The organism is Thalassotalea montiporae (assembly GCF_053485855.1).
The window spans coordinates 1-263 of the sequence record NZ_JBQRUO010000034.1 but is presented as its reverse complement, the minus strand read 5'-3'; the positions used below and the strand labels follow the sequence as shown (position 1 = coordinate 263).

Annotated in this window: 2 tRNA genes; both read left to right on the top strand. The window is 47.5% G+C overall.

The features are described from left to right. The first annotated feature begins 21 nt into the window (after positions 1–21). Positions 22–98 (top strand) — tRNA-Asp (locus tag ACSLUR_RS19170). Positions 99–170: 72 nt separating this feature from the next. Continuing rightward, positions 171–247, top strand: a tRNA-Asp gene (locus ACSLUR_RS19165). The last annotated feature ends 16 nt before the right edge of the window (positions 248–263 follow it).

Here is a 263-nt window from a genome sequence, read left to right as displayed (position 1 = left end):
TTCTGATTTTGCATTAACTGCGGAGTGGTAGTTCAGTTGGTTAGAATACCGGCCTGTCACGCCGGGGGTCGCGGGTTCGAGTCCCGTCCACTCCGCCAACTCTTTATCTGAATGAATACTTTGAATATTAAGAATATAAATCCTTAACAATAATTTAAGGATATTACTGCGGAGTGGTAGTTCAGTTGGTTAGAATACCGGCCTGTCACGCCGGGGGTCGCGGGTTCGAGTCCCGTCCACTCCGCCAACATTCTTAATCGATA